The sequence below is a fragment of the Gordonia sp. 852002-10350_SCH5691597 genome (genome assembly GCF_001665715.1).
Lineage (GTDB): Bacteria > Actinomycetota > Actinomycetes > Mycobacteriales > Mycobacteriaceae > Gordonia > Gordonia sputi.
The window spans coordinates 1-819 of record NZ_LZMO01000080.1 but is presented as its reverse complement, the minus strand read 5'-3'; the positions used below and the strand labels follow the sequence as shown (position 1 = coordinate 819).

General features: G+C 63.0%; 2 pseudogenes. One reads left to right on the top strand and one right to left on the bottom strand.

What is annotated here, in order from left to right:
- Positions 1-219 (bottom strand): annotated as a pseudogene (locus tag A5777_RS05700) (IS256 family transposase); the annotation flags it as partial.
- Positions 220-284: 65 nt separating this feature from the next.
- Between A5777_RS05700 and A5777_RS05695 the strand changes: the two are divergent.
- A pseudogene (locus tag A5777_RS05695) lies at positions 285-819 on the top strand (IS30 family transposase); the annotation flags it as partial.

Genomic DNA, 819 nt, shown 5'->3' with positions numbered 1-819 from the left:
TTTCAGCCCACGTTCGAGGGCGAGTTTGATCAGACCCGGAATTAGGCCACCGTCCCCGGTGATCTGAACCTGCCCGGTATCGATCTGGGCCAACAACTCATCGACCATGCCCGAAGCCGCCAACGCCTCGGCCACCTCCGCAGTCGAACGTGGCTCGGCCAGCTCAGGCAACTGATGATCGTCGTGGCCCTGCTGCTTGTCGTCTAACGCCATGCTCATAGATCTTCCTCTCACTGATGAGCACTGGACTTACACAGACCATCTGACACCCCCGAAAGAACGTCTCGACCATCTCCCGCGAGGTGCGTGCGCATAGTGTCGCCGGCCGGTACCTGCCGCATCAGGCCGATCGAATCGCGGCGGCGCTCCGGGCGCGGCCCAAGCAGTCCAAACTGGTGGTGAACGCGGTCCTACGGGCAGCGGTCGAGGACGGCTTGTCGAGGAAGCTCTCGCCGGAGCAGATCTCTCACCGCCTGCGCCGGGATCATCCCGACGACGAAAGCATGCGGGTGAGCCACGAAACGATCTATCAAGCCTTGTACTTCCAAGCCCGCGGAGGGTTGAAACGTGAAGTCCAACAAGCACTTCGGACCGGTAGGACGCGCCGGAGGTCGCAGCGCCGAGAGGGTGAGCGATATCAGCGATTCATCGACCCGATGGTGATGATCAGCGACCGGCCGGCAGAGGTGGACGACCGTGCGGTCCCCGGGCACTGGGAGGGGGATCTGATCACCGGGGAGCAGAACAAGACCGCGATCGGCACTCTCGTCGAGCGTTCCACCCGTTACACGATGCTGCTGCACCTGCCGGATGGGCACG